Origin of the sequence: Micromonospora sp. NPDC048169, from assembly GCF_040652815.1 — a bacterium.
Classification (GTDB): Bacteria; Actinomycetota; Actinomycetes; order Mycobacteriales; family Micromonosporaceae; genus Micromonospora.
Genome location: NZ_JBEZMS010000011.1, coordinates 150,881 through 176,005 on the forward strand (window position 1 = coordinate 150,881; position 25,125 = coordinate 176,005).

At 71.7% G+C, this 25,125-nt stretch carries 28 protein-coding genes, 1 tRNA gene, 1 pseudogene and 1 riboswitch; of the genes and pseudogenes, 11 read left to right on the plus strand and 19 right to left on the minus strand.

The genetic code is table 11. The features are described 5' to 3' along the window. The first annotated feature begins 31 nt into the window (after positions 1 to 31). Positions 32 to 709 (plus strand): hemolysin III family protein, encoded by a 678-nt coding sequence (locus AB0D28_RS12940; protein ID WP_357385247.1) that lies wholly within the window; start codon positions 32 to 34, stop codon positions 707 to 709. An 81-nt stretch (positions 710 to 790) separates the two neighbouring features. On the opposite strand, the gene AB0D28_RS12945 is transcribed toward AB0D28_RS12940, so the two are convergent. Further along, positions 791 to 1,081 (minus strand): DUF6458 family protein, encoded by a 291-nt coding sequence (locus AB0D28_RS12945; RefSeq protein ID WP_318331784.1) that lies wholly within the window; start codon positions 1,079 to 1,081, stop codon positions 791 to 793. Positions 1,082 to 1,198: 117 nt separating this feature from the next. On the opposite strand from AB0D28_RS12945, the gene AB0D28_RS12950 reads away from it, so the two are divergent. Beyond that, positions 1,199 to 1,735, plus strand: a complete 537-nt coding sequence (locus AB0D28_RS12950; RefSeq protein WP_357385250.1) for a histidine phosphatase family protein — start codon at positions 1,199 to 1,201, stop codon at positions 1,733 to 1,735. An 11-nt stretch (positions 1,736 to 1,746) separates the two neighbouring features. Here AB0D28_RS12950 and AB0D28_RS12955 read toward each other — a convergent pair whose 3' ends face one another. After that, on the minus strand, positions 1,747 to 2,157 hold the full coding sequence (locus AB0D28_RS12955) for a helix-turn-helix domain-containing protein (protein WP_357385252.1): 411 nt from the start codon (positions 2,155 to 2,157) through the stop codon (positions 1,747 to 1,749). A gap of 136 nt (positions 2,158 to 2,293) precedes the next feature. On the opposite strand from AB0D28_RS12955, the gene AB0D28_RS12960 reads away from it, so the two are divergent. Further along, entirely contained in the window at positions 2,294 to 3,160 is an 867-nt protein-coding gene (locus AB0D28_RS12960) for an aldo/keto reductase family oxidoreductase (RefSeq protein ID WP_357385254.1), read from the plus strand. Positions 3,161 to 3,169: 9 nt separating this feature from the next. Here the strand turns inward: AB0D28_RS12960 and AB0D28_RS12965 are convergent, their stop codons facing one another. The 4 genes from AB0D28_RS12965 to AB0D28_RS12980 all read right to left on the minus strand — a co-directional run bounded on the left by AB0D28_RS12965 (position 3,170) and on the right by AB0D28_RS12980 (position 7,426). Then, positions 3,170 to 3,439, minus strand: a complete 270-nt coding sequence (locus AB0D28_RS12965) for a DUF6458 family protein (protein ID WP_013283345.1) — start codon at positions 3,437 to 3,439, stop codon at positions 3,170 to 3,172. Positions 3,440 to 3,624: 185 nt separating this feature from the next. Then, positions 3,625 to 5,481: an acyl-CoA dehydrogenase gene (locus AB0D28_RS12970; RefSeq protein ID WP_357385256.1), complete on the minus strand. Its 1,857-nt coding sequence runs from the start codon at positions 5,479 to 5,481 to the stop codon at positions 3,625 to 3,627. A gap of 116 nt (positions 5,482 to 5,597) precedes the next feature. Further along, on the minus strand, positions 5,598 to 6,725 hold the full coding sequence (locus AB0D28_RS12975; protein WP_357385258.1) for a PP2C family protein-serine/threonine phosphatase: 1,128 nt from the start codon (positions 6,723 to 6,725) through the stop codon (positions 5,598 to 5,600). 68 nt (positions 6,726 to 6,793) lie between these two features. After that, the gene (locus AB0D28_RS12980; RefSeq protein ID WP_357385260.1) at positions 6,794 to 7,426 is read right to left on the minus strand and encodes a septal ring lytic transglycosylase RlpA family protein; all 633 of its coding nucleotides are present in this window, start codon (positions 7,424 to 7,426) and stop codon (positions 6,794 to 6,796) included. A 160-nt stretch (positions 7,427 to 7,586) separates the two neighbouring features. Here AB0D28_RS12980 and AB0D28_RS12985 point away from each other — a divergent pair, with 160 nt between their 5' ends. Both AB0D28_RS12985 and AB0D28_RS12990 read left to right on the plus strand, forming a co-directional pair. Then, positions 7,587 to 8,135 carry a phosphoribosyltransferase gene (locus tag AB0D28_RS12985; RefSeq protein WP_357385262.1) on the plus strand — a complete coding sequence of 183 codons (549 nt, stop codon included), beginning with the start codon at positions 7,587 to 7,589 and terminating at the stop codon, positions 8,133 to 8,135. A 53-nt stretch (positions 8,136 to 8,188) separates the two neighbouring features. Next, positions 8,189 to 8,602: an ASCH domain-containing protein gene (locus tag AB0D28_RS12990; protein ID WP_357385264.1), complete on the plus strand. Its 414-nt coding sequence runs from the start codon at positions 8,189 to 8,191 to the stop codon at positions 8,600 to 8,602. Here the strand turns inward: AB0D28_RS12990 and AB0D28_RS12995 are convergent. The 4 genes from AB0D28_RS12995 to AB0D28_RS13010 form a co-directional block, all read right to left on the minus strand. Further along, positions 8,599 to 9,480, minus strand: coding sequence for an LLM class flavin-dependent oxidoreductase (locus AB0D28_RS12995; RefSeq protein WP_357385266.1), 882 nt, complete (start codon positions 9,478 to 9,480; stop codon positions 8,599 to 8,601). The two genes, AB0D28_RS12990 and AB0D28_RS12995, sit on opposite strands and share 4 nt — an antisense overlap. A 50-nt stretch (positions 9,481 to 9,530) precedes the next feature. Then, positions 9,531 to 10,583: a MerR family transcriptional regulator gene (locus AB0D28_RS13000; RefSeq protein ID WP_357385268.1), complete on the minus strand. Its 1,053-nt coding sequence runs from the start codon at positions 10,581 to 10,583 to the stop codon at positions 9,531 to 9,533. 76 nt (positions 10,584 to 10,659) lie between these two features. Continuing rightward, positions 10,660 to 11,226 (minus strand): NUDIX domain-containing protein, encoded by a 567-nt coding sequence (locus tag AB0D28_RS13005; protein WP_357385270.1) that lies wholly within the window; start codon positions 11,224 to 11,226, stop codon positions 10,660 to 10,662. 31 nt (positions 11,227 to 11,257) lie between these two features. Beyond that, positions 11,258 to 12,151, minus strand: coding sequence for a LysR substrate-binding domain-containing protein (locus AB0D28_RS13010; protein WP_357385272.1), 894 nt, complete (start codon positions 12,149 to 12,151; stop codon positions 11,258 to 11,260). A gap of 87 nt (positions 12,152 to 12,238) precedes the next feature. On the opposite strand from AB0D28_RS13010, the gene AB0D28_RS13015 reads away from it, so the two are divergent. Next, the gene (locus tag AB0D28_RS13015; RefSeq protein ID WP_357385274.1) at positions 12,239 to 12,634 is read left to right on the plus strand and encodes a VOC family protein; all 396 of its coding nucleotides are present in this window, start codon (positions 12,239 to 12,241) and stop codon (positions 12,632 to 12,634) included. Between the two features lie 9 nt (positions 12,635 to 12,643). After that, positions 12,644 to 13,132 (plus strand): GNAT family N-acetyltransferase, encoded by a 489-nt coding sequence (locus AB0D28_RS13020; protein ID WP_357385276.1) that lies wholly within the window; start codon positions 12,644 to 12,646, stop codon positions 13,130 to 13,132. On the opposite strand, the gene AB0D28_RS13025 is transcribed toward AB0D28_RS13020, so the two are convergent. Then, a complete protein-coding gene (locus AB0D28_RS13025; RefSeq protein ID WP_357385278.1) occupies positions 13,129 to 13,740 on the minus strand; it encodes a dihydrofolate reductase family protein in 612 nt (203 codons plus the stop codon). The two genes, AB0D28_RS13020 and AB0D28_RS13025, sit on opposite strands and share 4 nt — an antisense overlap. Before the next feature lie 160 nt (positions 13,741 to 13,900). Further along, on the minus strand, positions 13,901 to 14,383 hold the full coding sequence (locus tag AB0D28_RS13030; protein WP_357385280.1) for a hypothetical protein: 483 nt from the start codon (positions 14,381 to 14,383) through the stop codon (positions 13,901 to 13,903). An 84-nt stretch (positions 14,384 to 14,467) separates the two neighbouring features. On the opposite strand from AB0D28_RS13030, the pseudogene AB0D28_RS13035 reads away from it, so the two are divergent. Then, positions 14,468 to 14,605, plus strand: a pseudogene (locus tag AB0D28_RS13035) (NUDIX domain-containing protein); the annotation flags it as partial. On the opposite strand, the gene AB0D28_RS13040 reads toward AB0D28_RS13035, so the two are convergent. Together AB0D28_RS13040 and AB0D28_RS13045 are read right to left on the minus strand one after the other, a co-directional pair. Next, positions 14,602 to 15,105: a hypothetical protein gene (locus AB0D28_RS13040; RefSeq protein ID WP_357385282.1), complete on the minus strand. Its 504-nt coding sequence runs from the start codon at positions 15,103 to 15,105 to the stop codon at positions 14,602 to 14,604. The pseudogene AB0D28_RS13035 and the gene AB0D28_RS13040 overlap by 4 nt on opposite strands. A gap of 326 nt (positions 15,106 to 15,431) precedes the next feature. Further along, a tRNA-Gly gene (locus AB0D28_RS13045) sits at positions 15,432 to 15,505 on the minus strand. A gap of 268 nt (positions 15,506 to 15,773) precedes the next feature. Here AB0D28_RS13045 and AB0D28_RS13050 point away from each other — a divergent pair. After that, complete coding sequence (locus AB0D28_RS13050; protein ID WP_357385284.1) at positions 15,774 to 16,766, plus strand: zinc metalloprotease; 993 nt, start codon at positions 15,774 to 15,776, stop codon at positions 16,764 to 16,766. 69 nt (positions 16,767 to 16,835) lie between these two features. On the opposite strand, the gene AB0D28_RS13055 is transcribed toward AB0D28_RS13050, so the two are convergent. Further along, positions 16,836 to 17,381, minus strand: a complete 546-nt coding sequence (locus AB0D28_RS13055; RefSeq protein ID WP_357385286.1) for a pyridoxamine 5'-phosphate oxidase family protein — start codon at positions 17,379 to 17,381, stop codon at positions 16,836 to 16,838. A gap of 78 nt (positions 17,382 to 17,459) precedes the next feature. On the opposite strand from AB0D28_RS13055, the gene dcd reads away from it, so the two are divergent. Next, positions 17,460 to 18,038, plus strand: a complete 579-nt coding sequence (gene dcd, locus AB0D28_RS13060) for a dCTP deaminase (protein ID WP_354866296.1) — start codon at positions 17,460 to 17,462, stop codon at positions 18,036 to 18,038. Between the two features lie 65 nt (positions 18,039 to 18,103). Here the strand turns inward: dcd and AB0D28_RS13065 are convergent, their stop codons facing one another. Further along, a complete protein-coding gene (locus AB0D28_RS13065; RefSeq protein WP_357385288.1) occupies positions 18,104 to 19,135 on the minus strand; it encodes an NlpC/P60 family protein in 1,032 nt (343 codons plus the stop codon). A gap of 11 nt (positions 19,136 to 19,146) precedes the next feature. After that, positions 19,147 to 19,282: riboswitch (cyclic di-AMP (ydaO/yuaA leader) on the minus strand. 238 nt (positions 19,283 to 19,520) lie between these two features. On the opposite strand from AB0D28_RS13065, the gene AB0D28_RS13070 reads away from it, so the two are divergent. After that, positions 19,521 to 21,554, plus strand: coding sequence for a peptidoglycan recognition family protein (locus AB0D28_RS13070; protein ID WP_357385290.1), 2,034 nt, complete (start codon positions 19,521 to 19,523; stop codon positions 21,552 to 21,554). 70 nt (positions 21,555 to 21,624) lie between these two features. Here the strand turns inward: AB0D28_RS13070 and AB0D28_RS13075 are convergent, their stop codons facing one another. The 3 genes from AB0D28_RS13075 to AB0D28_RS13085 form a co-directional block, all read right to left on the minus strand. After that, the gene (locus AB0D28_RS13075) at positions 21,625 to 22,641 is read right to left on the minus strand and encodes an NlpC/P60 family protein (RefSeq protein ID WP_357385292.1); all 1,017 of its coding nucleotides are present in this window, start codon (positions 22,639 to 22,641) and stop codon (positions 21,625 to 21,627) included. Positions 22,642 to 22,805: 164 nt separating this feature from the next. Next, positions 22,806 to 23,810: a hemolysin family protein gene (locus AB0D28_RS13080; protein ID WP_357385294.1), complete on the minus strand. Its 1,005-nt coding sequence runs from the start codon at positions 23,808 to 23,810 to the stop codon at positions 22,806 to 22,808. Next, complete coding sequence (locus AB0D28_RS13085; protein ID WP_357385296.1) at positions 23,803 to 25,110, minus strand: hemolysin family protein; 1,308 nt, start codon at positions 25,108 to 25,110, stop codon at positions 23,803 to 23,805. The genes AB0D28_RS13080 and AB0D28_RS13085 overlap by 8 nt, the downstream gene beginning before the upstream one ends. Positions 25,111 to 25,125 lie beyond the last annotated feature (15 nt).

Sequence of the window (25,125 nt, forward strand, 5' to 3'; positions counted from 1 at the left end):
CAAGTAACCTACGCCGTCGTAACCTATTGAGGTGACGACCTCCGCACCGTTCCGGCTCCGGCCGGCCGACATCGGGAAGCCGCGTATGCGCGGCTGGCTGCACGCGTACGCGTTCTTCGCCGCTCTCGTCTGCGGCATCGTGCTCTGTTCGATCGCCGCCGGTCGTCCCGGCTGGGCGCCGCTGGTGAGCTGCCTGATCTACAGCTTCACCGTGTGCGGGTTGTTCGGCACCAGCGCGCTCTACCACCGGCGGGTCTGGTCCGAACGCGGCTACCAGATCATGCGCCGGATGGACCATTCGATGATCTTCGTGTTCATCGCCGGCACCTACACGCCGTTCTGCGCGCTGCTGCTGGACACCCGGCAGGCCACGATCATGCTGAGCCTGGTCTGGGGTGGCGCGATCGCCGGCGTGGCGGTCAAGCTGATCTGGCCGCACGCGCCGCGCTGGGTGTCCGCCCCGCTCTACCTGGCGCTCGGCTGGGTCGCGGTGGCCATGCTGCCCCAGATCCTGCGCGAAGGTGGCGTCACCGCGCTGGTGCTGCTGAGCGCGGGCGGCGCGATCTACAGCGTGGGCGCGGTGTTCTACGCGCTGCGCCGGCCGAATCCGTGGCCCACCGTCTTCGGGCACCACGAGTTCTTCCACGCCTGCACGCTCGTCGCGGCGATCTGCCACCACATCGCGATCTACTTCGCCCTGTTCGCCTGAGCCGGGCCGCGTCACCGGCGCGGCTCCCCGGGCATGCGCGAGGGCCCCGCGCCGTTGCGGGGCCCTCGGGTTCTCGGGGGGTCAGGCCGGGTAGCCCGAGCCCGGACGGCGCACCTCGCGGTACTCCTCGCGCACGACGCGGTCGTCGCGCACCGGCACCACCGGCTCGGCGACCACCTGCTCGCGCACCGGGGCGGCCACCACCCGGCGGCGGCTGTTCCAGAAGTAGAGCGTGGTGAGCAGGCCGGCGACCCCGGCGAGCATGAGCACCCAGCCCACCACGTTGAGGTTCAGCCACCCCAGGTCGGCGTCCACGGCGAACGCGAAGATCGCGCCGAGCGCGATGAGAAAGATGCTGGCACCGATGCCCATGACGTCGCCTCCTTGGCGTCCTGCTGGCGTTTCCTGCCCGCCGCGGCCATGGATGAGGTAGCGGCACCCATCGACATACCCAGGCGCTTTGATCGTCAATCAGGCAAGCTGGGCGGTATGACGGACGGCAGGAACGGGCAGCGGACGCTGGTGCTGCTGCGGCACGCCAAGGCCGAGCAGTCCGCGAACGGCCCGGACGCGGAGCGGTCGCTCACCGCGCGGGGACACGCCGACGCGGCGGTGGCCGGCGCCTGGCTCGCCCGGCAGGGGCTGCTTCCCGACGTGGTGCTCTGCTCACCGGCCCGGCGCACCCGGCAGACCTGGCACGACGTGGCGACGGGCATGACCGGCTCACCGCCGGAGGGCGGCCCGGCGGGACCGCTCCCAGCGGTGCGGTACGAGACGACCGCGTACGACGCGCACCCGGCCCAGTTGCTGGATCTGCTGCGGACGGTCGACCCGACCGCCGGCACCGTGCTGCTCGTGGCCCACAACCCGGGCGTCTCGCTGCTCTCGGCGTTGCTCGACCCGCAGCGGGCGGACCCGGACGGGCTGCGTACCACGGATCTCGTGGTGCACCTGCCGACGACCGGGTGGGCCGACCTGGCCCCGGGAGGCGCGCCACTCACCGCCCGGCACACCGCCCGCGCCTGAGCGGTACGGCTTCAGCCGACCCGGCTGTCGTAGGCCGCCCGGTTGGCGAGCACGTCGTCCATGTTCGCCTCCGCCCAGACCTTCAGGCTCCGGATCGTCTCGTGCAGGGAGAGCCCGAGGCCGGTCAGCTCGTAGGTGACCGTCGCCGGCACTGTCGGCTCCACGGTGCGGGTGACCAGGCCGTCGCGTTCCAGGGCGCGCAGCGTCTGGGTGAGCATCTTCTGGCTGACCCCGGGGAGGGTGCGGGCCAACTCGGAGTACCGCCTCGGGCACGGTTCACCGGCGCAGTCCGCCCCGAACCGGTGCGAGCCGTCGCTGCGCAGCGCGGCCAGCACCAGCGTGACCCACTTGTCGGTGATCCGGGCGAGCAGTTGCCGGCTGGGGCACTGGGCCAGGAACGCGTCGTACTCCGCCTTGCTCATCCCTGCTCCTGCCGTCCGGCGAGCTACGCACTTTCAGGTGCCTACTTCCCACCAGAAACTTACACGCCAATAGTGGAACTCGGCGCCGTCACCCCGGCGGAGCCGCCAACGGACGACGAGAGCCAGAGGTACACGTATGGCACCCACCACCCTTCCCGGCGGCACCTGGACCCTGGGCGACCTGACCGTCACCCGGTTCGGCTACGGCGCCATGCAACTCGCCGGGCCCTGGGTCATGGGGCCGCCGGCCGATCACGACGGCGCCCTGGCGGTGCTGCGCGAGGCGGTCGCGCTCGGCATCACCCACATCGACACCAGCGCGGCGTACGGGCCGCACGTCACCAACCGGCTGATCCGGGAGGCGCTGCACCCGTACCCGGAATCGCTGCACGTCGTCACGAAGGTCGGCGCGGACCGGGACGAGCAGGGCGGCTGGCCCACGGCCCGGGATCCGGAGAGCCTGCGCCGGCAGGTCCGGGAGAACCTGGAGACGCTCGGCGTGGACGCGCTCGGCCTGGTCAACCTGCGGCTCGGCGACGCCACGGGGCCGCAGCCCGGCTCGCTCGCCGAGGCGCTGGAGACGCTCGTCGCGCTCCAGCAGGAGGGCGTGATCCGCCACCTCGGCCTGAGCAACGTGACGCCGGAACAGGTCGCCGAGGCACAGACCATCACGCCGATCGTCTGCGTGCAGAACCAGTACAACCTGGCCCACCGCGGCGACGACGACCTGATCGACGAGCTGGCCCGGCAGGGCGTCGCCTACGTGCCGTTCTTCCCGCTCGGCGGCTTCACCCCGTTGCAGTCCTCGGCGCTGTCCGCGGTGGCCGCACGCCTCGGGGCGACGCCGATGGGCGTCGCCCTGGCCTGGCTGCTGCGGCGCTCGCCGAACATCCTGCTGATCCCCGGTACGAAGTCCGTCGCGCACCTGCGTGAGAACGTCGCCGGCGCCGGCCTGCCCCTCTCCGGCGACGACCTCGCCGAGCTGGACCGGATCGGCCGCTGAGAGGCGACCTCAGGACGGCGGGGCGGTCGGCGGCGGCGGGTCGGGCGGCGGCGGCATCATCGCTGTCGGATGCGACAGCCGGTTCTCCTCCACGATGAGCGTGCGGGCCCGCTTGCGGCGGTCCTGCCAGAACCACAGCGTCGTCAGCAGGACGCCCAGCCCGGCCAGGATGAACACCCAGCCGACCGCACGCAGGTCGATCCACCAGACGTTGGCCCGGATGGCGAAGGTCATGATCGCGCCGAGCGCGATGAGAAAGATGGCGCTACCAATGCCCATGTGCGCTGCACTCCCCCGTGCGATGGCCTTGGGCGTACTCGGTCGTGGTCCGCGACGGTTACCCGCCACCGGGCCGCCTATCCACCCCCTGGCGCGCGCACGACGACGGCCGGCGGGCTGGTGCCCGCCGGCCGTCGTCATGAGGGGGAGAGTGACGCTTCAGGGGTGAAAGCCCCCGGAAGGGCTCAGAAGACGTCCTCCGGGAGGTCCATGATCTCCAGGTCGGTGCCCTCGATGATCCGCCGGTCGGCGCCGATGCGGGGCAGCACCTCGCGGGCGAAGAACCGGGCGGCGGCGACCTTGCCGGCGTAGAAGGACTTGTCGGCGGCGGAGACCTCGCCGGCCAGCGCCTTCAGCGCCACGTCCGCCTGCTTCTGCAGGAGCCAGCCGACCACCAGGTCGCCGATCGCCAGCAGGAACCGGCGGCTGCTCAGGCCGACCTTGTAGAGCGCCCGGGTGTCGCCGCCCTGGGCCTCGCCCAGCCAGCCGGTCATCACGCCGAGGATGTTCTGGATCTCGGCGAGCGCCTTGCCGAGCGCCTGACGCTCCTCCTTGAGCTGGCCGTTGCCGGCCTCGGAGGCGATGTGCTCCTGGATCTCGGCGGCGACCGCCATCAGGGCCTTGCCGTTGTCCCGGACGATCTTCCGGAAGATCAGGTCGAGGCTCTGGATCGCGGTGGTGCCCTCGTACAGGGTGTCGATCTTGGCGTCCCGGACGTACTGCTCCAGCGGGTAGTCCTGGAGGAAGCCGGAACCGCCGTAGGTCTGCAGCGCCTCGTGGCCGAGCAGCTCGTACGCCCGCTCCGAGCCGACGCCCTTGACCAGCGGCAGCAGCAGGTCGTTCACCCGCTTGGCCAGCTTGGTGGCCTTCTCGTCACCGGCCGCCTCGGCGATCGAGACCTTGTCCTGCCAGGTCGCGGTGTAGCAGACGAGCGCGCGCAGGCCCTCGGCGTACGACTTCTGCAGCAGCAGCGAGCGGCGCACGTCCGGGTGGTGGGTGATGGTCACCCGTGGCGCGGTCTTGTCGGCCATCTGGGTGAGGTCGGCGCCCTGCACCCGGTTCTTGGCGTACTCCAGCGCGTTGAGGTAGCCGGTGGAGAGCGTGGCGATCGCCTTGGTGCCGACCAGCATCCGGGCGTACTCGATGATCATGAACATCTGGCGGATGCCGTCGTGCTTCTCGCCCAGCAGCCAGCCCTTGGCCGGTACGCCGTGCTCGCCGAAGGTCACCTCGCAGGTGTTCGAGACCTTCAGGCCCATCTTGTGCTCGACGTTCGTGGCGTAGACGCCGTTGCGCTCGCCCAGCTCGCCGGTCTCGGGGTCGAAGTGGTACTTCGGCACGACGAACAGCGACAGGCCCTTGGTGCCGGGGCCGCCGACGCCCTCGACGCCGACCGGACGGGCCAGCACGTAGTGGACGATGTTGTCGCTCAGGTCGTGCTCACCGGAGGTGATGAAGCGCTTCACGCCCTCGATGTGCCACGAGCCGTCCGGCTGCTGGATCGCGCGGGTACGGCCGGCGCCCACGTCCGAGCCGGCGTCCGGCTCGGTGAGGACCATGGTCGAGCCCCACTGCTTGTCGATGAACAGCCGGGCCCACTTCTTCTGCTCCTCGGTGCCCTCGACGTGCAGCACGTGGGCGAAGGACGGGCCGGAGGCGTACATCCAGATCGGTGCGTTGGCACCGAGCACCAGCTCGGCGAGCGACCACCAGAGGGCGCGCGGGGCGTTGGTGCCGCCCAGGGACTCCGGCAGGTCCAGGCGCCAGAACTCGGAGTCCATGAACGCCTTGTACGACTTCTTGAACGACTCCGGCAGCGGCGCGGTGAACGTCGCCGGGTCGAAGACCGGCGGGTTGCGGTCGCTGTCCGAGTAGCTGGCAGCCAGGTCCTCGCGGGCGAGGCGGTCGACCTCACCGAGGAAGCTGCGGGCGGTGTCGACGTCCAGGTCCGTGAACGGGGCCTGGCCGAGCGTCCGGTCCGCCCCGAATACCTCGAACAGGTTGAACTCGAGGTCCCGCACATTGCTCTTGTAGTGGGTCATGCTCGCTGGCCCCGCTTCCGGACAGGTGTTACCGATCAGTAACTCCAGACTGTATTACTCGCCGGTAGGCAACGACAAGCGGATCTCGGAAGTGACAGCGATTACACACTTCCCGTTCATCCGTCAGCGGCGCCGACCTCCCAGCTCGGCACCGCCGCGGCGGGGGCGCTGCGCGGGCCGACGTACTCCATCAGGACCAGCGCGATGTCGTCGTCGAGCCGCCCGTGCACCCACTCGACCAGGGCGGTCTCCAGCGAGGCCAGCCCGTCGGCGACGGTGCCGTGGCCGAGCAGCCGCCAGGCCCGGTCGGCGGTGGGGAAGAACTCGCCGTCCCGGCGCGCCTCGCCCAGCCCGTCGGTGAACAGCAGCAGCCGGTCACCCGGCTCCAGCCGCTCCACCCGGGGCCGGACCACGGGCATGAACCCGAGCGGCGGCGCGGGCGCGGGCGGCTCCAACGGGATCACCGCGCCCCTGCGCAGCAGCAGCGGTGGCGGGTGCCCGCAGTTGACGATGGTCAGCGTGCCGCCGCGCTCCTCGACCAGGGCCGCGGTGACGAAGTCCTCGTCGCCGACGTTGCGGGCCACCGCGCGGTCCAGGTCGGTCACCACCGCGCGCAGGTCGGCCCGCTCGTACGCGACGTGCCGGTACGAGCCGAGCACGATGCTGGCCAGGCGGACCGCGTCCAGCCCCTTCCCGCGTACGTCACCGATGATCATGCGGACGCCGTACGGGGTGTCCATCACCTCGTACAGGTCGCCGCCGATCTCGGCGGTAGCGGTGGAGGAGATGTACCGCGCCGCCACCGCCAGCGTGCCGACCTGCGGTCCGAGCGGTCTCAGCACCGCCTGCTGGGCGACCGAGGCGAGCCGGGTCAGCTCCGCGATCCGCTCCGCCTGGCGCTGGCGTATCGCCGCCGTGGCCGCCGCGATCGCGGTGGCCGCCCCGACCGCCGTCACGTTGACGACTGTCACCAGCGGGCTGCCCCGTTCGGCGAAGGCGAAGGCGATCCCGATGGCGGTGGCCAGGCCGCCCACTGCGAGCACCACCCGCCAGGACGCCAGTGCCGCCGCGAGGAACGGCGCGACGACCATCAGCGCGAGGTAGTGCGCCGGGCGGCCGTCGGCCAGCTCCACCGCCACCACGATCGCGAGCAGCGCGAGGGCCGCGCCGAGGCCGGCGCGGGATCCGGGACTCAGCGGGCCGCGGCCCGGCTGGAAGGGTTGCGTGCGTACATCGGACAGCATGCCTGATGGATGTGAGCGGGAGAATGAACCTGGCCCGTCGGTTGTGGAAGTTCTGCCCGAGTGGCCGGTCAGCCCAGCACCTCGTACCGGACGTTCACGTGGCCGAGGCCGGTGGCGGCGATGGTCGCGAACGCGGCGCGGGAGAGGTCCAGGCACCGTCCGTCGATGAACGGGCCGCGGTCGTTGATCCGCACCACCACCGACTTGCCGTTGGCCGGGTTGGTGACCCGGACCTTCGTGTTGAACGGCAGCGTCTTGTGCGCCGCGGTGAGCGCGTTCGGGTTGAACGTCTCGCCGTTCGCCGTCATCTGGCCCTCGGCGTAGAAGGAGGCGCCGCAGGAGCCGCTGTTCACGACCTTCGGGCCGCTCGTCTTCTTCGCCGTCGGCGACGGCGCGGTGGTGCGGGGCTTGCTCCGGGAGGCCGCCTGGGTACGGCTCGCCTTCGGGCTCGGGGTGGCCTTCGGCGACGGGCTGAGGCTCGCGCTCGGCGAGGCAGACGCGCTCGGCGAGGGGGCGGCCGAGGTGGGGGCGGGAGTGCTGGGCAGGGCCTCGACCGCGACCGGCTCGGCCGGCGGCTCGCCGGCGGTGAGCCGCACGGCGCCGACGGTGCCGCCGACCGCGAGGGCCACACCGACCGCGGCGGTCGCGGCGATGGCGGCGGGCGAGGAGAACTTGCGGGTACGAAGGTGCCTAGCAGCCACCGGCCCGGTCCTTTCGTCAACTGAACAAACCGGCCCGGACCGTAACGAGAGAAGCACTTCCGAAGTCAACGTGATCATGGTGCTATGCCCGCATTTACCCTGGTACGTGTAGCCGATCACGCCAGAGTCGATCGGCCGAACGGCCCACCGATCCGCCAGGATGGAACCCGTGCTGACTCGTCGCCTGGTCGAGCTGTTCCGGTGGATCGACCCCGGGCCGGGCAGCACCCACCTGGTCAGCGACATCTCCGGCTGGTGGCGTGACCCGGAGGTGCTGGCCCAGGTCGGGCCGGCCCTGGCCGGGCTGTTCCCGGGCACCAGTCCGACCGTCGTGATCGCGCCGGAGGTGACCGGGCTGCTGCTCGGCCCGCTCGTCGCGGTCGCCGCCGACGCGGGTTTCCTGCCCGCGTACAAGGACGGTGGCGGGCGACGCCGGCCCGGGCCGACGCGCTGGGCCGACACACCCCCCGACTACCGGGGACGGCGGCTGCGGGTCGGCGTGGACGGGAGGCGGCTCGGCCCCGGCGACCGGGTGCTGCTGGTCGACGACTGGGTCGACACCGGCGCGCAACTGGACGCGCTGCGCCGGGTCGTCGCGGACGCCGGAGCCGACCTGATCGGCGCAGCCGCGCTCGTGGCGACCTGCCCACCCGAGGTGGCCGGGCGGCTGAGGCTGCGCGCCCTGCTCACCGGCGACGAACTGCCGTGAGACGCCGGGAAACCGGGTGAGCGCCGGCGGTACGGTGCCGTAGCGTCGGCGGCATGTGGCCCCGCATCGGTGGATTGCGCGCACTCGCCCTCGGCACGCCCGGCGAGCTGCGTACCCGGCTCAACACCCTCGTGCTCTCCGGCGTGAAGACCGCCACCGCCGGTCTCGTGCGGGAGTACGACGAGGAGGGCGAGGAACTGGAGACCGTCGGCGAGCGGCAGGTGCTCGTCGACGACGACGACCGGTTCGTCGCCGTGATCGAGGTGACAGGCGTCGGGGTGGTGCGCTTCGCCGACGTGCCGTGGGACTTCGCCCGCGCCGAGGGCGAGGGCGACCGGTCGATCGAGGAGTGGCGCGAGGGCCACGCCGCCTACTGGGCCCGGCAGGGCACGCCGGTCACCGACGACACAGCCGTCGTCTGCCTCCGGTTCCGGCTCGTCTCCACCGAAGGCGGCGTCGGCACCTAACCGGCCCGGCGCAGCTCGGGCAGCAGCGCCGCCGCCTCCACCAGCACTGCCTCGTCACCCGCGTACCAGCTGCTGGCCCGGGGCCAGTGCGTCACCACATCGGTGAAGCCCAGCCGGGCCGCCCGCCCGACCTGCTCGGCGAGGAAGTCGGCGCTGGTCAGCGAGAACACCGGCGCCGAGTCGAGCGACAGATAGCGGTCGAGCGTCGCCGGGTCACGGCCGGCCTGCTCCAGCGTCCGCGTCATCCGGTCGGACAGCTCCGCCACGGTGCCCCACCACGCCTCGATGTCGTCGCCGCCGAGCCCGGTGGTCACCCAGCCCTGCCCGAACCGGGCGACCAGCCGCATCGAGCGGGGACCGTTCGCGGCGACCACGAACGGCACCCGGGGCCGCTGGACGCACCCCGGGTTGTTGCGGGCGTCCACAGCGGTGAACCACTCCCCGCGCCAGGTCGTGCCGTCCTCCCGCAGGATCGCGTCGAGCAGCTCGGTGAACTCGGCGAACCGGTCGACGCGCTGCCGTGGGGGCAAAGTCTCGCCGCCGAGCACCGCCGAGTCGAAGCCGATGCCGCCCGCGCCGAGGCCGAGCAGCACCCGGCCGCCGGACACGTCGTCGAGCGCCGTGACCTGCCGGGCGAACGCCGCCGGGTGCCGGAAGTTCGGGGAGGCCACGAGCGTCCCCAGCTTCACCCGGGACGTCACGCCGGCCGCCGCCGTGAGCGTCGTCCACGAGTCGAACCACGGCCCGTCGACCAGGTCACGCCAGCCCAGGTGGTCGTAGGTCCAGGCGTGGTCGAAGCCCCACTCGTCCACCTGGGCCCACCGCCGGCGCGCTTCCGACCAGCGCTGGTCGGGCAGGATCACGATGCCGATTCGCATGAGCGCCAGGGTACGACCCGGGTCGGACAGTCCGACCCGGGTCGCGGGGATCACGTCGCCAGGTCGGCGACCACGCAGGCGATGTTGTCCGGTGCGCCGGCCGCGTACGCCAGCTCGACCAGGCGCGCGACGGCGGCCTCCGGATCGTCCGCCTCGGTCAGCGCGGCGTGCAGCGCACCCGGCCCCACCACCGCGGACAGGCCGTCGGAGCAGAGCAGGTAGCGGTCACCGGGCAGCGCGGTACGCAGCGCCAGATCCGCCTCCACCTCCCCGCCCGCGCCGAGCGCCCGGGCCAGCAGCGCCCGCCGCGGATGCGCCAGGGCCTCCGCCGGCGTGAGCCGCCCCTGGTCGACGAGCGTCTGCACGTACGTGTGGTCCTGGGTGAGCCGGGACAGCTCGCCGCCGCGCAGCAGGTACGCCCGGCTGTCCCCGACGTGCGCGAGCGCGAGCCGGGTGCCGCGCCGCACGAGCGCGGTGAGCGTGGTGGCGGGCTGGTCGGCGTCGGTGGCGTGCGCGCGTACCGCCTGATCGGCCCGGCTCACCGCGTCGGCCAGCGCGCCGAGCAGGTCGCCCCGCGACGCGTCCGCCTCCGCCAGCGGCCGCAGCGCGTCCACCGCCGCCGCACTGGCAGTGGACCCGGCGGGACCGCGTACGCCGTCGGCGACCGCGAGCAGCGCCGCGCTCGCGTACGCGGTGTCCTCGTTGGAGTCGCGGACCGCGCCGGTCTCGCAGCGCGTCGCGTACCGGAAGGTGGTCTCGGACATGGTGGTGCCCCTCTCGCTGAGCGTGCCGACGAGGAGCGCGACTGCCCGGCCGCGCGCCGCGGTGTCCGCGCTGACCCGCCGCCACCAGGCGTCGAGCGCCTCGGCGGCGGCAGCGGGCGGCAGACCGCAGACGGTACGGATGTCGGCAAGCGGCATCCCGGCCCGGCGCAGCCCGGCGATCAGCCGCGCCCGGTCCGCCTGCTCCGGCGCGTAGTAGCGGTAGCCCGAGTGCGGGTCCACAGCGGCCGGGGGCAGCAGCCCGCAGTCGTCGTAGATGCGCAGCGCCTTGGCGCTCAGGCCGGTCGCGCGGGCGAACGCCCCGATGGTCAGCAGTCGCACCGTGTCTCCCTCGCGCTCCTCGTGCCGGTCACCGCGACCGGCACCGGTCACGCTGGGCCTTGCCGCAGGGGACGGGTCAAGGCGTCGCTGCCGCCAGTTTGGTCAGCATCCGGCCCAGGTGCGGCTCGATCGTGCCGGCCGGTGCGTCTGCCACCTCGGCCGGCGTCCACCAGCGGATGCCGGCGAACTCCACCGGATCGGGCGTGAACCGCTGGCCGCGGTCGGCGGACAACACGTACCAGAGGCTGACATCCGTGTGCCGCTGCTCCGGCGGGCCGACCGTCTCGGTGACGGTGAGGAACGCCGGGCGCTCACCGAACGGCGGCGCGAAGACCGCCGCCACGCCCAGCTCCTCCCGCAGCTCGCGGCGCACCGTGTCGGCCGGGTGCTCACCGGGCTCGACGTGACCGCCGCTCGGCAGCCACATCCCCGCAAGGCGGTGGTCGACCAGCAGCACCGCGCCGTCGGCCGGGGCGCGGAGCAGGAAGTACGCGACCAGGTGCGGCGACGGCGTACGCGGCTTGGCCCGGCGGAAGATGTCCTCCGTGCCGGCCAGCCAGGCCAGCGCCGCCTCCCGGTGCCGCGCCTCCAGATCGTCCCCCGGTGGCAGTTCCTCGACCAGTGCCCGGATCTCGTCCCGCATCCGGCCGATGCTGCCATCCGGGTACGACACGTCAGTCCGGCGGAAGCGGGTTGGCGTCGGCAGCCGCGCGGACGAACTCGCGTACCCGGGAGGTGGTGTTCCCGGCCGGCCACACCGGACCGCGACAGATCGGCGGCGCGTCGTGGATCGGCACGTAGGCCACGTCCGGGCGGGCGTAGAACTGGCGGGCCTGCTCGCCCACCGGCAGCACCCCGCGCCCCAGCGCGACGAGCGCCAGCATCTCGGAGAAGCTGCCACCTGCCGGACCCTTCGGCACCGGACGGCCGGACGGGGTGCGGTCCGGCGTGCGGTCCTGTTTGAACGCGGCCGAGGTCACCGCCGGGTACCGCACCACCGGATGGTCACCCAGCACCTCCAGCGACACCGACTCCTCGCGGGCCAGCGGGTGATCGGCGGGCACCGCGAGCACCCGGCCCTCGCGCACCAGCACCGGGCCGTTCGCCATGCCGTCGAAGGGGTACGAGGCGATCAGCACGTCGATCGTGCCGTCCATCAGGCTCGACCGGGTGCTGGCCAGGGGCGCCTCGTGCACGCGCACCTCGCAGTCCGGGTGACGCTCGGTGAACAGGGCCACCGCGCGCAGCAGCACGGGTGCCGTCGACTCGCCGACGTACGCCACCCGCAGCTCACCGGTCAGCCCGCGCCCGGCATCCACGGCCCGCCGCACCGCCGCCTCGATGCCTGCGACCAGTGGGCGCATCTCCTCGGCCAGGCGGGCGCCGATCGGGGTGAGCCGGACGACCCGGCTGGTGCGCTCGAACAGCGGCGCGCCGATCCGGCGTTCCAGCTTGCGCACCACGTGGCTGACCCGGCCGGTGCTCACCCGCAGCCGCGCGGCGGTCCGCCCGAAGTGCAGTTCCTCGGCCAGGGTCAGGAACGTCTCGACCTCGTACCGCTCCAGCACCGGGCACCTCCGTCGTTGCCTGCGGGTCAACGATCGTAGTCCGGATCGGGCTTGGCCGGGTCGGCGTGCCGGACCAGGGTAGACGGCATGCGGAACCATCTCGTGACGGTGACCGGGTTCGACCACCTCGTGCTTTCGGTGAGCGACATCGAGCGCTCCCTCGACTTCTACTGCGGCACGCTCGGCCTGGCCCCGGTTCGGGTCGACAGGTGGCGGGCCGGTGAGGTGCCCTTCCCCTCCGTACGCGTCGACGCCGGCACCATCATCGACCTGATCAAGGGCGACCCGAGCGGGTCCAACGTGGACCACTTCTGCCTGGTGGTTGAGCCGGTCGACTGGCAGCGAGTGATCGACTCCGGGGTGTTCACCGTGCTGGCCGGCCCGGTACCGCGCTTCGGGGCGCGCGGCACCGCCACTTCGATCTACGTCAGCGACCCGGACGGCAACACAATCGAACTGCGCTGCTACCCGGCCGGCGCCTAGCCTGAGCCGATGCCGCAGCTGGAACGACTCGCCGCCCACCACGCGCCCGCCGTACTGCGGTTCGAGCGGGAGAACCGGGCCTACTTCGCCCGGTACGTCCCCGACCGGGGCGACGACTTCTTCACCGGGTACGCCGCCCGGCACGCGGCCCTGCTGGACGAGCAGGAACGCGGCACCTGCCACTTCCACGTGCTGGTCGGCGACCACGGCACCGTGCTCGGCCGGTTCAACCTGGTCGACGTCGCAGACGGCAGCGCCGAGCTGGGCTACCGGGTGGCCGAACGCGCCGCCGGGCGCGGGCTCGCGAGTGAAGGCGTACGGCGCGTCTGCGAACTGGCCCGCACCGAGTACGGGCTGCGCCGGCTGGTCGCCTCGGCGGCGCTGGCGAACCCGGCCTCGCTGGCGGTGCTCAAGCGTGCCGGTTTCGTACCCGAGGGTCCGGTGGAGCTGGCCGGGGAGCCCGGCCTGCGCCACGTGCTCGACCTCCGCGCGCCCTAAGCGGCGGCGTCCCCGTAGGCGGGAGCGCCGGCCGGCTCGTACGTCAGCTGGAGCGTGCCGTGGGCGTGGGTGACCGACTCGGCGAGCCGCAGCGCGCTCGGCACCGTCCCCTCGCCGAACAGGCGCTTGCCGGTGCCGAGCACGACCGGGTACAGCCACAGGTTGAGCCGGTCGACAAGGCCGAGGTGCAGCAGCGACTGCACCAGGTCCAGGCTGCCGATCACGTGGACCTCGTCGTGCCGGTCCTTCATCTCGGCGACGCGCCCGGCCAGGTCACCGTTTACCAGCGTCGAGTTCGCCCAGGCCAGCGGCTCGGCCAACGTACGGCTGGCCACGTACTTCGGCACGCCGTTCAGCAGGCCGGTGAAGGGGATCTCATCCGACGCCTTCGGCCAGTAGCCGGCGAAGATGTCGTACGTCTTGCGGCCCAGCAGCAGCGCGTCCATGCTGCTCGCCTGCTGGAACATCACCGCGCCGGACTCGTCGTCGAGCAGCGGCATCTGCCAGCCGCCGTGGTTGAAGCCGCCCTCGCGGTCCTCGTCCGGTTCGCCGGGCGCCTGCGCCACGCCGTCAAGGGTCAGGAACTCGGTCACGATCAACTTGCCCATGGGTCCGCTCCTCCGGTTGCCGCTCTTTCCCGGTCAGACCCGGCGGCGGCCCGCGACTCATCGCATCGACACCGCCGCATTCGGGTGCCGCAGGCCGCGAGATCGCAATCCGGCTGAGCACCGTGGAGGCAGACCGGAGTGAGTTTCCCCCGGGGGAGTGTCAGAGCGCGGTGCCCCGGGGCGCCTGACCGGCCCAGGCGGCGAGCCGCCGGGTCAGTTCCGCCAGCCGCGTCCGGTACTCGCGGCGCATCTGCGCGCCGGCATCCACCGGCATGCCCGCCGGGAGCTCCACCCAGAACTCCTGGGTGAGACGGCACGAGCCGGGTCCGAGCGGCACAACGGTGAGCTCGCCGCCGCTGGGGCAGCCGACCATGAGGGTACGGGTGACGGCACGACGGCCCGGCTCCATCTCGACGACCTCGTGGATGACGCCCATCCGGCCGGTGGGGGTCCGATGCACGAACGCCTGGATCTCGCCGACTCCCTTCGGGCCGGGCAGCGTCACGCCGAGCTCCACCGAATCGTGCAGCGCGACCGACGAGGCCGGGTCCCACAGGAAGCCGAAGGCCGCCTCCGCGCTCGTGGGCAGGTCGACGGTGGCCGTCTCCCGTACGCGGACCGGCTCGGTCGTCACCCTGATCATCCGCAGACGTGAGCGCACGCCGCATTGTGTCAGTCGAGCCGCCGACCGTGGGGGCATCTCCGCTGACGGCCACGCCGTCACTACCCCAATGTGTGCGACCTGCCGGGAGGTCATGTCGAGGCGGGGGAGGACCCGAAGGAGAGCATCGTGCGGGAGCTTCGGAATCTGCTACCCCGGGCAACGGCGACGACCAGTCGTCTACCTGACCCATCGAGTCGCTAGGTCAATTCCACGGTCGGCGGACTGCCGTGCTTCGCCGTCATTTCCTTGTATTTTCGCAGGTCGGCACCGAAGTCATACCCGGAGAAACGAAGCATGGCCGGCTGCCCTCCGTCGTGATACACCGAGACCTTGAACTGGCGGGACAACATGTCTCTTTCAGTCATCGAGGCCAGCATGGAAGGCACGAAGAGCGTCCAGCTCTGCGAGTGGTGGCCCTCGATGGTGACCGGGAGATCCGGCCCGATCATCAACCCCCCGGACATGGAGCTGCCCAGTGTGGAGCCCGCCCGAAGGACGATGCTCGAAATCTGAACGGCGGCCGGACCGTCGTTGGCTACTTCAAACTGCAGTCCTCGGGTAAGAGTGCCATCGGGATACCTTCCCACCGCCCACCCCACCCGGACACCGAGCCTGGTTCTCTGTCGTCCATAAATCAGAACAGAGATGCCGAGGCTGACGACAGAAAGGATCGCGGCGAAAACTGAGATCGCGACGCTCAAGGTATGCGCGGTAGGCACGTCAGCAGGGTCTCACCTGCCCGCAACTTCCCCTGGCCGCCGCCGGGAAGCACACTTCGAGGCAAGTGGGGACTCTGGCGGCCGGGCGGCGACCCTCTCGGCTTGCCGGAGTCAACGCAAGCGGGACGACCTCCCGCCCCCTCCACAGGCCCGGCGGCTGTCGACGGTCTTCGCCGTCCCGGAGCCGGGGCGCTTCCGCCGGCGAGGCGCCTCAGCCGCTCCGCGACCGTCGCCGAGGCGCCGGGCACGGAGCGGCAGCACACGAACAGGCCCCAGCCAGGAACCTGTCCTGAGCTGGGGCCTCACGTTGGAGCGGGTGACGGGAATCGAACCCGCACTGTCAGCTTGGGAAGCTGATGTTCTGCCATTGAACTACACCCGCAGGCGGCACCACTCTACCTGAAGGTCACCGCTCCCGTGCAGTCAGGTGCGCGCCCCACCTCGACGAGGTGGCGGCGTCGGCGGGCGGTTGACCCCGCCACCTCCCCGAACTGGAGTGAGTCAAGCACCCACCGGAGCCGGCCCGCGCGAAGTTGCACGTCGGAAACGTATGGGCGTTCTCAAATGCGTCGATGGGATGTAACGTCTGCCCCACGTTTCCGAACCGGCGTGACACACCCCCTGGCACGCCGTCAGAAAGAGGTGGGCCCATGGGACTCCGTCCCAACCTGCTGACCCGGCGTACCGCCGGTGTCGCGACGTCGACCCTCGCGCTGCTGCTCAGCACCGCCGCCGTCGGCGTCGTCCCCGCTGCTTCGGCCTTCTCGGCCGCCCCGGCCGGCACCTGCGCCGAGCCGGCCGACGCCCACGCCGACGAGCACGCGAACGCCCGCGTCGCGAAGGGCGGCAACGCCAAGCTCGACCCCAACCACCTGACCGCCCAGCAGGTCCGTGACCGTGAGGCCGACCTCGCCGCCGCGCAGCGCGAGCGGGCCAACTTCCGGACCGGCGCCGTGGCCCCGCTGGCCACCGTGACGATCCCGGTCGTCGTGCACGTTATCCAGGAGAACAGCACCCGGGCCGGTGGCAACATCACCGACTCGATGATCAACCAGCAGATCACCGTGCTGAACCAGTCGTACGCGGGCTCGACCGGCGGCGCCGCCACCGCGTTCGGGTTCCAGCTCACGAAGATCAACCGGGTGACGAACCCGTCGTGGTACCCGATCGTGCAGGGCTCCTCCGCCGAGCGCTCGATGAAGACCTCGCTGCGTGAGGGCGGCAAGAACACGCTGAACATCTACCTGGGCGAGCTGAGCGACAGCCTGCTGGGCTGGGCGACGTTCCCGAAGCGGACGCTGGACAAGATGGACGGCGTGGTGGTGCTCAACGAGTCGCTGCCCGGCGGCACCGCGACCAACTACAACCAGGGTGACACCGGCACCCACGAGGTCGGCCACTGGCTGAACCTCTACCACACCTTCCAGGGCGGCTGCTCCGGCTCGGGCGACAGCGTCTCCGACACCCCGGCCGAGGCGTCCCCGGCGTACCAGTGCCCGACCGGCCGGGACACCTGCTCGACCGCCGGCAAGGACCCGATCACCAACTTCATGGACTACACGTACGACTCCTGCATGTACCAGTTCACCGCCGGCCAGGCGAGCCGCATGCTCACCGCGTGGAACGCCTACCGCGCAGCCTGACCGTCGTACCGCGTACACCGGTGCCGGCCCTGTCCTCGGACGGGCCGGCACCGTTCGTCGTGAGCCGGGTCAGGCGGCCGGGCGGCGGGTGTCGAAGCCGTGCCGGCCGCGAAGGCCCTCGGCGGCGACCGGGTCACGCCGGGCCGGTTCGGCCCCGCGCGGATCGAGCCACACCCGCACCTGCGGCGGGGCGGCGCCGGGCTGGGCCACCGGGTCGCGCCGGGTCAGCATCGCCGCCTCGACAGTGAACTCGAACAGCCGCCAGTCGCCCTGTGGCGCCGCGCGGGCGATCCGGGCCAGCCGCGTCACCGTGGCCGGGTCGGTCACCTGCCGCGCGCGCCCCGCGATGTACGCCTCGTCGTCGCTCTCCTCCGGCGGGAACGAGTGCAGCGCATAACGGCCGTCGCGTTCGAGGTCGCGGCGCTTCGGCGAGTCGACGACGAAGCACCAGAGCCCGTCGGCGGTGATCACCGGGGAGACCGGGTGGACCCGGGGGCCGCCGTCGGCGCGGACCGTGGCGAGGTAGCCGAAGCCCGGCCCATACTGCTGCATCAGGAGGCGGATCTCGTCGGCGAGGCGGGGCTCGTCGGCGGCGAATTCGGACCAGGAAGCCATGTGGACACTCTATCGAACACGTGTACGAAGATGTAGTGCGACACGCAGGTCACCCATACCGGTCGCTATGGTGTTCGGATGCTGCTCTCCGACCGCGACCTGGTCTCCGAGATCAAGGCCGGCACGCTCGCGCTGGAGCCCTTCGAGCCGACGCTGGTGCAGCCGTCGAGCATCGACGTACGCCTGGACCGGCTGTTCCGGGTCTTCAACAACCATCTCTACACACACATCGACCCGTCGAAGCAGCAGGACGACCTGACCTCGATGGTCGAGGTGCCGGAGGGACAGCCGTTCGTGCTGCACCCGGGCGAGTTCGTGCTCGCCTCCACGCTTGAGGTGATCTCGCTGGGCGACCAGCTCGCCGGGAGGCTGGAGGGCAAGTCGAGCCTGGGGCGGCTGGGGCTGCTGACCCACTCGACGGCCGGATTCATCGACCCGGGCTTCTCCGGCCACGTCACGCTGGAGCTGTCGAACGTGGCGAACCTGCCGATCACGCTCTGGCCGGGCATGAAGATCGGCCAGCTCTGCATCTTCCGGCTCTCCTCGCCGGCCGAGCACCCGTACGGCTCGGCCGTCTACGGCTCGCGTTACCAGGGGCAGCGCGGCCCGACGCCGAGCCGGTCCTGGCAGAGCTGGCGCACCTGGCCGACGCGCTGACGGACGCCCGCAGTTGTTAAGAAGGGCCCCCTCCTCTACCGGAGGCGTTAAGAGGGGGCCCTTCCTTACACCCGGCCGTAGCTGTTGATGTCGCCGTCGTCGACCCGCTTCATCGTGATGGGCTTGCCCGACTGGGAGGCGTGCACCACCCAGCCGTCGCCCACGTACATCGCCACGTGGTGCAGGTCGCCGTAGTAGAAGACGAGATCACCGGCACGCAGCTCGGCACGGCTGACCCGCTTCGTCACGCCGTGCTGCTGGCGTGCGTTGTGCGGCAGCGACACGCCGCCCTTGGCCCACGCCGCCAGGGTCAGGCCCGAGCAGTCGAAGTGGTCCGGCCCGGCCGCGCCCCAGACGTAGATCTTGCCGATCTGGGCGCAGGCGAACTTGACCGCCGCACCGGCCGCGCCACCGGGGTAGCCGGCCGGGCAGGGCGCCGGGCGCAGCGGGCCGCCGCCGCCCTTGCCGTACACCTTGAGCCGCAGCTTCTGCAGCCGGGCGATCTCGGCGTCGATCTGCTTCTTCTTCGCCGCGAGCTGGGCCTCGGTGCGCGCCAGCCCGGCGATCATCTCGTCCAGCGGCTTCTTCTTCGCCGCCAGTTCGTCGCGCAGCGCGGCGACGGAGCGCACCTGCTCGTGCTGGCGGTGCGCGAAGCGGTCGAGCAGTTCCAGGCCGTTGACCAGGTCACCCGGCGAGCGGCTGCCCAGCAGCGCGTTGACGGTGGAGAGGTTGTCGCCCTTGTAGGCGTCGGCGGCGAGCCCGCCGACCTGGCCGAGCGCGGCGTCCACCCGGGCCTGGAGGGGTGCGATCTGCCGGCCGAGCGCGTCGGCCTGCTCGCGCCGCGCGGCGAGCTGTTCGCGTACGGCGTTGACCTGTTCGATGACCGGTTCGAGCTTGTTCCAGTCGCGGTCGATCTGGGCCTCGATCTCGGCGACCGAGGGTTCGGCGTGTGCCGCGGTGGCGCCACCGGTCAGGACGACAGCGGTGCCGACCAGGGCGGCGAGGGCGGTGGTGAAGCGGGACCAGCGGGTACGCGGCACAGCCGTGGACCGGTCGACAGACCGGCTCGACGACGGCCGCGGGGCATGGAGTGCCACCGGCGTCCGTACTCCTTCTTCAGTTCCGCCTACCGGGTTAGCTGACGGATTCGGGCGGGAAGGGAGCCGCCCTACCGCATCGCTGCGGATTCACCCCAGGTACCTGGTTCCCCGGCTCGCCCACTGGCGACTCGGCGGTGCCGGTCCGTCACCGACCGGGTTGGACGGTGAGACGTACGGCCGACGATTCACCAGAGTAGGGACCACCGTTATCGATCCGCAACTTCCAGCGACGTGACACTCCGTACGCGATCCGGCGGCGAACCACTGACGGAGGTGAAATTTTCTTTCACGGCTGATTACTTACTGGAAAGGTATTGACCATCACGGGTGTGCGGAGTGAGGGTGGAGACGCAGTGACCCCCATCCCTGTCCAGGAGGTTCGATGCACCTCTCCGCCCCGCCGTCGGGCAGACGGATACTGCTCGCCGCCGCCGTGGCCACCGCCACCGCGCTGGCGACGACCGGCCCGGTGACCGCCGCGCCGGACACGTCCCCGCCCGCGAGCGACAGGCAACAACAATACGCCGCCGCGGCCGCCGAGTACGGCGTCCCGCAGAACGTGCTGCTCGGTGTCTCCTACCTGGAGTCCCGCTGGGACACCCACACCGGGCAGCCGAGCACCAGCGGCGGCTACGGCCCGATGCACCTGACCGACGCCGCGCACATCCTGGCCATGCCGGGCAGCGCCCACGTGGACGAGGACGAGGACCCGCGCGGCGACGACTCCCGTCCGCTGAAGCTCGACCCGGCCACGGCCGCCACGCCGGAGCGGGAGGCCCCGCTGCCGCCCGCCTCGCTCCAGACACTCGACGCCGCCGCCGCGCTCACCGGGCTCGACGCCGGGACGCTGCGGACCGACCCGGCCGCGAACATCCGCGGTGGCGCGGCGCTGCTGGCGTCGTACCAGAAGGCTCTGGGCGGGCCGGTCGGCGCCGGCACCGACCCGGCGGCCTGGTACGGCGCGGTGGCCCGGTACTCCGGCGCGGACACCACCGACGGCGCGGCGGCCTTCGCCGACGAGGTGTACGACCAGCTCGGCCAGGGCGCCAGCCGGACCACCGACGACGGCCAGCGGGTCACGCTCGCCGCCACCGCCGCGACGCCGGACCGCTCCCGGCTGGCCCGGCTCGGTTTGCGTAACGCCGAGCGGCCGGACGGGCTGGAGTGCCCGGTGCGGCTGGCCTGTGAGTGGATCCCCGCGCCGTACGAGCAGCTCAGCGACGACCCGGGTGACTACGGCAACCACGATCTTGGCGACCGGCCGAAGCAGCAGAAGATCGAGTACATCGTCATCCACGACACCGAGGGCTACTTCGGCCCGAGCGTCGACCTGGTGAAGCGGGCCGACTACCTGGGCTGGCACTACACGCTGCGCTCGGTGGACGGCTACATCGCCCAGCACATCAAGACCAAGGACGTCGGCTGGCACGCCGGCAACTGGTACGTCAACGCGAAGTCCATCGGCCTGGAGCACGAGGGCTTCGCCGGTCAGGGCACCTGGTACACCGAGGCGATGTACCGCACCTCCGCCAAGCTGGTGCGCCACCTGGCGCTGAAGCTCGGCATCCCGATGGACCGGCAGCACATCATCGGCCACGACAACGTGCCCGGCATCAACGCCGGCGCGGTGGGCGGCATGCACTGGGACCCGGGACCGTACTGGGACTGGTCGCACTACTTCGACCTGATGAAGGCGCCGTTCCGCACCACCGGCACCGCGCGGACCGGCCTGGTCACCATCGACCCGGACTTCGCCACCAACCGGCCGGCGTTCACCGGCTGCAACCAGCAGCCGCCGGGCGTCCCGACGCCCAGGCCGCCGGCCGAGCCGTGCCCGTCGCGCGGCTCCTCGGCGGTGATCCTGCGGACCGCGCCGAGCCCGGACGCCCCGCTCGTCAACGACCTCGGGCTGCGCCCGGACGGCACGCCGGACACGATGTACATCTCCGACCACGGCGCCCGCGCCTCGGCCGGTCAGACGTACGCGCTCGCCGGCCGGCAGGGTGACTGGACGGCGATCTGGTATCTCGGCCAGAAGGCGTGGTTCCTCAACCCGGCCTCCGCGCCGACCGCGAAGTGGGCCACCGGCTTCGTGGTGACCCCGCGGCCCGGCAAGGCCACCATCCCGGTGTACGGGCGGGCCTACCCGGAGCAGGCCGCCTACCCGGACACCATCCCGTACCAGACCATCTCGCCGCTTCAGTACACGTTCGCCGCCGGCCAGCGGTACGCGGTCGGCGGGGTGCTGCCCGGCGAGTACTACCGGGCCGTCTCGTTCGACGGTTCGGCCCCGGGTGACCGGACCGTGGTACGCGGCGAGAACCGCTACGTGCAGGTCCAGTTCGGCCACCGGATCATGTTCGTGAACCTGGACGACGTGCTGATCCTGCCGTCCCCGGTCGGTGCGCCGCGCTGACCTGTCACCGCACGGCGAGAGGCCCCCGGTCCGTGACGGACCGGGGGCCTCTCGGTGGTACGGGGTACGGTCAGGCGACCCGGACGAAGCCGGCGATCGGCATCGTGCTGATGCTCGACACCTGGACCGGTTTACCGGTACGTGGCGCGTGCACCATCACGCCGTTGCCGAGGTAGAGCCCGACGTGGTGCAGATCGGAGCCGAAGAACACCAGGTCACCCGGTCTCGCCTCGGAGCGGGACACCTTGCGGCCCTCGTTCCACTGCGCGCCGGTGAAGTGGGTGAGCGAGATGCCCGCCGCCTTGTACGCGTACTGGGTCAGGCCGGAGCAGTCGAACGAGTTAGGGCCGGTGGCACCCCACACGTACGGGTCGCCGACCTGGGCGCACGCCGTCTTGATCGCGGTCCGCGCGGCGCTGCTCACCACACCGTCGACGGCGGGGCAGCCCGCCGGGCGGATCGAGGTGACCGGCAGCATGGCGGTCAGCCGCTTGATCTCCGTGTCGATCTGCTTCTTCTTCGCCGCGAGATCGTTCTGCTGCTTGATCTCCAGCGCGATCAGCGCGTCGAGCTTCTCCTTCTGCTTGTTGTACTCGTCACGCACCTTGAGCACACCGGCGATCTGGCGGCGCTGGTCCTCGGCGATCCGGTCCAGCATGACCAGCTGCTCGGCCAGCGCGCCCGGCTTGGAGTTCACCAGCAACGCGCCCAGCTCCTGCGACGGGCCCTGGATGTAGTAGCGGGCCGCGATGTCGCCGACCTTGTTCATGGCGAGCGTGGAGGCCAGCTCCAGCGGCACCATCTTGTCCTTCAGCGCCTTGGACTTCTTCTGGTTGGCGCGCAGCTGCGAGCGGACCTTGTTGAACTGCTCGATGGTGGGTTCGAGCTGCTGCCACTGCTTGTCGATCTGCGCGTCGATCTCGTCCACCGACGGCGCCGCGTGCGCCGGGGCCGTCAGCATTCCGGCGCCGACCGCGGCGGCCGCGACCAGGGTGACCAGACGGTGAACCACCCGTCGGAACCCGGCCCGCCGGCCGGGTGGCGCGCTCGGGGCGTGACGTTGAGGGGGCGTGGTTGCCACCGGCACGGACTCCTTTGCAACCGACCGCCGGGCGCCTCGCGAGAGGGAAGGTCGAGGCAGACGACCCACAGCGGTCGGTGCCTCACATTAGGGAAGGCGTCCGGTGGAATCAAGGCGACCGTTTACTCAATCACGTTTCCGCAATCGTTTGCACACCAAGGGTATTCGTTTCATCTTCCGACGATGGCCGTCAATACGTCGTCGAGCGTGACCACACCCATCGGCCGGCGCCCGTCGCTGACCAGCACCATGTGGCGGCGTTCGCGGCGCATCGCGAGCAGCAGGTCGGCCAGCGTACGGTCCGGCGGCACCACCGCCAGCGGCCGGTAGACGGCGGCTGGCACCGGCGCCCGGCGGCTCGCCCCCGCGTACCCGAGGACGTCCTTGACGTGCACGAACCCAAGCACCCGGCGGGTGGCCCGCTGCACCACCGGGAAGCGGGACCGGCCGGTACGGGTCGCCAGCACCTCCAGCGACGCCGGTGAGACGTCCTCGGCCACTGTGGTCACCGTGGACCAGGGTTGCAGCGCGTCCGCGGCGGTACGGCTGTGCAGGGCCAGCGCGCCGGTGATCCGGGCGTGCACCTCGGCGTCGAGCAACCCCTCGGTACGCGCCTGGGAGACCAGACCGGCCAGTTCCTCGGCGGTGAACACGGTCTTCACGGCGTCTGTCGCCTCCACCCGCCACCACCGCAGCACCTGCCGCGCCGCCCACTTCATCGCCAGCAGCAGCGGCTTGGTGGCCAGGCAGAACGCCAGCATGGCCGGGCCGAGCCAGAGCGCCGACGGCTCCGGGCCGGCCAGCGTGATGTTCTTCGGCACCATCTCGCCGACCACCGTGTGCAGGAACACCACCAACGCCAGCGCGATGACGAACGCCACCGGGTGCACCGCCGAGGCGGGCAGTCCCAGCGCGGCGAACGAGGGCTCCAGCAGTTGGGCCAGCGCCGGTTCGGCGATCGCGCCGAGGCCCAACGAGCAGACGGTGATGCCGAGCTGCGCCCCGGCGATCATCAGCGGGATCTGGTTCATCGCGGCCAGTGCCCACCGGGCCCGCTTCGACGTCGCCGCGAGCGGTTCGATCACCGTACGGCGGGAGGCGATCAGCGCGAACTCACTGCCCACGAAGAACGCGTTGCCGAGCAGCAGGCCCACTGCGACGAGTAACTCAGGCACCGTCGTCGGGCTCCTCGGGGCGTACCACCCGCACCTGCTCGATCCGGTGCCGGTCGACCTCCACCACGGTGAACTCGTACCCGGCCTCGTCCACCGTCTCGCCCGGCACCGGGATGTGGCCGAGCCGCGCCATGAGGAAGCCGCCGAGCGTCTCGTACGGCCCGTCGGGCAGCCGGAAACCGGTCTGCTCGACCAGCTCGTCGGCGCGCAGCACGCCGTCGGCCAGGACGGTCCGCTCGCCGCCGGGCACGGTGAGCTCCACCGGCCCGAAGCCGTCCAGCGCGTCCGGGTCGAACTCGTCGGCGATCTCCCCGACCAGTTCCTCGACCAGGTCCTCCACGGTCACCACGCCGTCGGTGCCGCCGTACTCGTCCACCACGATCGCCAGGTCCGCCCCGGCGGCCTTGAGCGCGGCCAGCACCCCGTTCAGGTTCAGGCTCTCCGGGACGTACACCGGTTCCCGGGCCACGGCGGCGACAGTGGTGGCCGCCCGGCGGGCCAGCGGCACGCCGAGCGCGTCCGGCACCCCCGCGACACCGGTGACCAGGTCGAGCGTCTCCTCGTAGACGGGGAACCGGGTCCGGCCGGTCCGCCGGGACGCCTCCAGCAACTCGGCCACCGTCGCGGTGGCGCGCAACGCCGTCACGTCGACCCGGGGCGTCATGGCCTCGGCAGCCCGCTTGTCGCCGAAGCGGATGGTCCGGCGCAGCAGCATCGCGGTGTCCGGCGGCAGCGCGCCCGCGCGGGCGGAGATGGCGGCGAGCAGGCCCAGCTCCTCCGGGGAACGGGCGCTCGCCAGCTCCTCCTGCGGCTCCACGCCGAGGCGGCGCACCAGCCGGTTCGCTGACTCGTTCAGCAGCCGGATCAGCCAGCCGAAGGTGCGCGAGAAGGCCCGCATCGGCGCGGCCGTGGCCAGCGCCGCGGGCATCGGGCGGGCCAGCGCGAGGTTCTTCGGCACCAGCTCGCCGAAGAGCATCGAGATGAGCGTGGCCAGGGCCAGCGCGAGCAGGCCGGTGAAGCGTTCCGCGCCGCCGAACGGGTGCAGCAGCGGCGCGAAGAGGCGGGCCAGGGCGGGCTCGGCCAGGTAGCCGGTGAGCAGCGCGGTGAGCGTGATGCCGAGCTGCGCGCCGGAGAGCTGGAAGGACAGCTCGCGCAGCGCGCGGCGTACCGTGGCGGCCCGGCCGTCGCCCTCGTCGGCCCGCCTGTCGATCTCCGCCCGGTCGACGGTGACCAGGGCGAACTCGGCCGCGACGAAGAAGGCGTTGCCGGCGGTCAGCAGCACGAAACCGACCAGTGGCAACAGCGTCAGAAGCAG

Bases quoted from the DNA above. Each gene is read 5' to 3' on its own strand.
- AB0D28_RS12990 (WP_357385264.1), top strand. From the start codon at position 8,189: ATGTGGCCCCGCATCGGTGGATTGCGCGCACTCGCCCTCGGCACGCCC.
- AB0D28_RS13005 (WP_357385270.1), bottom strand. From the start codon at position 11,226: ATGCGGGACGAGATCCGGGCACTGGTCGAGGAACTGCCACCGGGGGAC.
- AB0D28_RS12950 (WP_357385250.1), top strand. From the start codon at position 1,199: ATGACGGACGGCAGGAACGGGCAGCGGACGCTGGTGCTGCTGCGGCAC.
- AB0D28_RS12945 (WP_318331784.1), bottom strand. From the start codon at position 1,081: ATGGGCATCGGTGCCAGCATCTTTCTCATCGCGCTCGGCGCGATCTTC.
- AB0D28_RS13050 (WP_357385284.1), top strand. From the start codon at position 15,774: ATGGGACTCCGTCCCAACCTGCTGACCCGGCGTACCGCCGGTGTCGCG.
- AB0D28_RS12995 (WP_357385266.1), bottom strand. From the start codon at position 9,480: ATGCGAATCGGCATCGTGATCCTGCCCGACCAGCGCTGGTCGGAAGCG.
- AB0D28_RS13055 (WP_357385286.1), bottom strand. From the start codon at position 17,381: ATGGCTTCCTGGTCCGAATTCGCCGCCGACGAGCCCCGCCTCGCCGAC.
- AB0D28_RS13030 (WP_357385280.1), bottom strand. From the start codon at position 14,383: ATGATCAGGGTGACGACCGAGCCGGTCCGCGTACGGGAGACGGCCACC.
- AB0D28_RS12965 (WP_013283345.1), bottom strand. From the start codon at position 3,439: ATGGGCATTGGTAGCGCCATCTTTCTCATCGCGCTCGGCGCGATCATG.
- AB0D28_RS13015 (WP_357385274.1), top strand. From the start codon at position 12,239: ATGCGGAACCATCTCGTGACGGTGACCGGGTTCGACCACCTCGTGCTT.
- AB0D28_RS12955 (WP_357385252.1), bottom strand. From the start codon at position 2,157: ATGAGCAAGGCGGAGTACGACGCGTTCCTGGCCCAGTGCCCCAGCCGG.
- AB0D28_RS12970 (WP_357385256.1), bottom strand. From the start codon at position 5,481: ATGACCCACTACAAGAGCAATGTGCGGGACCTCGAGTTCAACCTGTTC.
- AB0D28_RS12960 (WP_357385254.1), top strand. From the start codon at position 2,294: ATGGCACCCACCACCCTTCCCGGCGGCACCTGGACCCTGGGCGACCTG.
- AB0D28_RS13020 (WP_357385276.1), top strand. From the start codon at position 12,644: ATGCCGCAGCTGGAACGACTCGCCGCCCACCACGCGCCCGCCGTACTG.
- AB0D28_RS13070 (WP_357385290.1), top strand. From the start codon at position 19,521: ATGCACCTCTCCGCCCCGCCGTCGGGCAGACGGATACTGCTCGCCGCC.
- AB0D28_RS13025 (WP_357385278.1), bottom strand. From the start codon at position 13,740: ATGGGCAAGTTGATCGTGACCGAGTTCCTGACCCTTGACGGCGTGGCG.
- AB0D28_RS12985 (WP_357385262.1), top strand. From the start codon at position 7,587: ATGGAACCCGTGCTGACTCGTCGCCTGGTCGAGCTGTTCCGGTGGATC.
- dcd (WP_354866296.1), top strand. From the start codon at position 17,460: ATGCTGCTCTCCGACCGCGACCTGGTCTCCGAGATCAAGGCCGGCACG.
- AB0D28_RS12975 (WP_357385258.1), bottom strand. From the start codon at position 6,725: ATGCTGTCCGATGTACGCACGCAACCCTTCCAGCCGGGCCGCGGCCCG.